Origin of the sequence: Dietzia sp. SYD-A1 (genome assembly GCF_015356725.1) — a bacterium.
GTDB lineage: Bacteria > Actinomycetota > Actinomycetes > Mycobacteriales > Mycobacteriaceae > Dietzia.
In genome coordinates this window covers 1-3701 of record NZ_JADDKI010000173.1, presented here as the reverse complement: position 1 = coordinate 3701, position 3701 = coordinate 1, and the positions used below count along the sequence as shown (strand labels likewise).

4 protein-coding genes are annotated in these 3701 nt (G+C 71.7%); 1 reads left to right on the top strand and 3 read right to left on the bottom strand.

Translation table 11 applies throughout. The features are described from left to right. Window positions 1-335: 335 nt before the first annotated feature. The 3 genes from IY392_RS07990 to IY392_RS07980 form a co-directional block, all read right to left on the bottom strand. Window positions 336-953: a GDSL-type esterase/lipase family protein gene (locus tag IY392_RS07990; RefSeq protein ID WP_107757989.1), complete on the bottom strand. Its 618-nt coding sequence runs from the start codon at window positions 951-953 to the stop codon at window positions 336-338. A gap of 115 nt (window positions 954-1068) precedes the next feature. Continuing rightward, window positions 1069-1815 (bottom strand): response regulator transcription factor, encoded by a 747-nt coding sequence (locus IY392_RS07985; protein ID WP_107755878.1) that lies wholly within the window; start codon window positions 1813-1815, stop codon window positions 1069-1071. Next, window positions 1812-3074, bottom strand: a complete 1263-nt coding sequence (locus IY392_RS07980) for an ATP-binding protein (RefSeq protein ID WP_228549156.1) — start codon at window positions 3072-3074, stop codon at window positions 1812-1814. The genes IY392_RS07985 and IY392_RS07980 overlap by 4 nt, the downstream gene beginning before the upstream one ends. Before the next feature lie 121 nt (window positions 3075-3195). Here IY392_RS07980 and IY392_RS07975 point away from each other — a divergent pair. Beyond that, window positions 3196-3701 (top strand): PspC domain-containing protein (locus IY392_RS07975; protein WP_194860916.1); only part of this gene is annotated, 506 nt, incomplete at its 3' end.

Genomic DNA, 3701 nt, shown 5'->3' with positions numbered 1-3701 from the left:
GGCGGGGGGATCGCTTGCGGGGAAGGACTCGTCACCCCACTCGTCGACCAGCTCATCCTTGGTTTCCGGACGGTCATCCCGCGTGTCCTCGGATGTATCGTCGGTGCGGTCAGAGTTCTGCGGACCAGTCATGCATCAATCTCCTCCCGCCGTACGAGGGCGTACGGCGGGACTCAGATTACCGGACCCGGCGGGGCCCGGCGCCGAGGGACGCCCCCGTCGACGCCTCACTACAGATGCAGAGGGTCTCCGACCGGACGGCCGGACGCGAACGGCCTTCTCCGACGGCCACCCCCAGAGCACCCCCCCGTTGACCAGGACGTACGGCGTCCCCGCTACCCCGGTTCTTCATCCGGTAGGGAGCCCAACCACTCGAGCACCGGGCCTGAGACGACCCGGGCGAACTCCTCGTACCCCGCGCGGCCGGGGTGCGCCCCGTCGCCGGCGGTGACCTCCCGCATCCACGCCCCACCGGGCCGCAGGGAGTCGAAGGTCGGCACGAACGGCACCCCGGCCTCGGAGCACACCGCGGCAATGGCCGCGGCGCGGGCGGCGATCCGCTCATTGACCTCCTCCCACACGACCGGTGGCGGCCCCACCACCAGGAACCGCCCCTCGGGAGCACGGGCGATCATCCCGCGCAGGGCCGCGACCGTGCCCGCCTCCTCGACGCGCAGGGCGCCCTCGTGCTCCATCACGTCGTTGACGCCGAACTCCGCGATCACCGCCGTGGTCGGGAACGCGGCGCGTCGGCGGTCGACCTCGTCCCACCGGGCCAGGATCATCTCGGAGGTGTCCCCACCGATCCCCGCGACGGTGGTGTGGAGGCTCAGGCCCACCCCGGCACCCTCCTCGACCAGGTGCGCGGTCCATCCCCGGCCGGTCTCGTCGCCGTATCCGGCCACGAAGGAGTCGCCGATGATGCAGACGGGGAGGTCACGCGGTTCGCTCACGACGCCACCGTAGCGGCTCGGCGTCAACGCCAAGAGCGTTCCGTACACCCCCCTCCCGGCCGATGTGTGCGGAACACTCTTCGCGATGTCAAGACACCCAGGACGGTCCGGCGAGTCAGTCCAGGTGGCGGGACTGCGCCCAGCGGGTGAGCGCGTGCCGGTTGGACTGCTGGGTCTTGCGCAGCACGTTGGAGGCGTGCGTCTCCACGGTCTTGACCGAGATGAACAACGTCTCGGCGATCTCCTTGTAGGTGTACCCCCGTGCCAACAACCGGAGCACCTCCTTCTCCCGCGGGGTGAGGGAGTCGACCTCCGGATCGTGGACCGGCTCACCCCGCTCCTGGAGGCCCGGGGCGGCACGGGCGAACGCGTCCAGGACGAACCCGGCCAGGCGCGGGGAGAACACCGCGTCCCCGTCGGCCACGCGGCGCACGGCGTCGGCCAGTTCCCCGCCGGAGATGGTCTTGGTGACGTACCCGCGCGCCCCGCCGCGGATCACGGCGATCACGTCCTCCGCGGCGTCCGAGACACTCAACGCCAGAAAGGTGGACACAGGCGCGTCAGACGCACCGGATGTGCCGGACGTGTCGGCTGTGGCGGGCCCGCCACTGGGATCGGTCCCCAGCACCGAGCGGAGCACGGCCACCCCACCGCCCTCGGGCATGTGCACGTCGAGCAGGACCACGTCGGGCCGTACCCGTCCGATGCCGGCGACGGCCTCCGCGACCGACCCCGCCTCGCCCACCACCTCGATCCCGGCCTGACCGGCCAGCTCGGCCCGGACACCGCTGCGGAACACCGCGTGGTCGTCGACGAGGAACACCCGGCATACCCTGACGCCACCCACCGGCTCGTCCGTCATTCGCCCTCCAGCGGCATCTCGATCCCGATCTCGGTTCCGCGACCGAGAGTACTGCGCACCGTCACGCTGCCGCCCCGGCTCTCGACACGGTGCCGGATGGACTGGGACAACCCGTGTCGATCACCGCCCACGTCGTCAGGGTCGAAACCGCAGCCGCGGTCACGGACGAAGGCGGTGAGCACCTGGTCGTCGTTCTCCACGAACACGTCGGCGGTGTCGACGCCGGCATGCTTGGCCACGTTGACCAGGCCCTCGCGGACGGCGCCCAGCACAGCCTCCTCGGCGTCGCCGACCGGACCGTCGCCGCCCACCACCACCTGGTCCACCCGCAGACCGTAGGCGTCCTCGATGTCCCCGACGATCACCTCGACGGCCCCGGCGACGGTGGTCGCACCCGAGGACATGCGTGACCCCGCCCCGAAGAGCCACTGCCGCAGCTCGCGCTCCTGCCGACGGGCCAGCCGTGACACCTGGGCGGGGTCGTCGGAGCGCTTCTGGATCAACGCCAGCGTCTGCAGCACCGAGTCGTGCAGGTGGGAGGCGATGTCGCTGCGCTCGGACTCACGGATGCGGGCCGCGCGTTCCTCCTCCAGCGACCGCCACAGCCGCAGCCCCACGGGAACGCTGAGCAACGCCACTCCGACCAGGGTCGCCAGCACCGCCAGGAACGACGACCGCAGGGCGGCGAACTCGACCTGCCCCAGCACCACGACGGCCAGTCCGACGACGACGAGGGTCGCCCCGGCGGTGACCCTGGCCCAGTCGAAGACGGACCGGGGAGCCACCCGTCCCCCACCGTCGTACTGCTGCCAGACCAGCCCGGCGCCCAGTGCCACGATCAGGACGGGCACGATCACGTGCAGTCCCGTCGCGGTGGTGACCATGAACGACAGCACCGACCCCACCACCGCCACCACGGCGAGGGCCATGCCGCGCCGCCGCTCCCGCGCGTCCACGGAGGCGGCTCCCTCCAGGGCCCGCGCCGACGGGGTCAGAGCCCATAGGGCGGCGTAGAACAGCACACCCGCACCGGACAGGGTGGCGAGCACCACCATCGCCAGGCGCACATGGGTGACCCGCACCCCCAGATGGGCCGCGAGTCCCGCGCACACACCGGCGACGACGGATCCATCGGAGATCCTGGCCAGCGGCGGATACCACCGGAACCCCACCGGCTGCACAGCCGGCACGGGAGGCCGTGGGACGACCGGCGGTTGCGGCGCGGGGGCCGATACCTGATCGGTCGCCTTCTCACTCATACCGCCATGGTCACAGATCGCGACCCGGGGCGCATCGGGGGTCGACCCCGAGAATCCCGGGGTCCGGATCTCAGGGTCGGCCCCCGATGTGGAAAGGCGTCCCGCCCGCCACGATGGAGTCATGTCCAGCTCCAGCACCCACGACGTCCCATCAGAGCTCCGCTCCCTGTGGCGGACCCGACCCGTCCGGACCCCGGACGACGCCAAGGTCGCCGGCATCTGCGGCGGCTTCGGCCGACGCTACGGCGTGGACCCCGTCCTGTTCCGTATCGCCTTCGTGATCGCCGCACTCTGGGGCGGGGCCGGGGTGTTCCTGTACGCACTGTTGTGGCTCCTCCTGCGCTCCGCCGGAGACGAGGTCTCCAAAGGGGAGGCGCTGATCGGGAAGGGCCGGGCATCCGGCTCCAGGATCACGGCGGTGATCCTCGTCGTGGTCGTCCTCCTCAGCGCACCGACATTCGGCGGTTCCGGGGAGAGCCTCTTCGTGGGGGCGGGATTCCTCATCGCCCTCGCCATGCTCGCGGGCTGGTACGGACTCCACCGCCGCACCCCCGTGCCACCCGCCGGGTGGTCCGAGGTGTCGGCCGTACGGCCTCAGTCGGCCCGGGCCGACGCCGGCCGCACCGC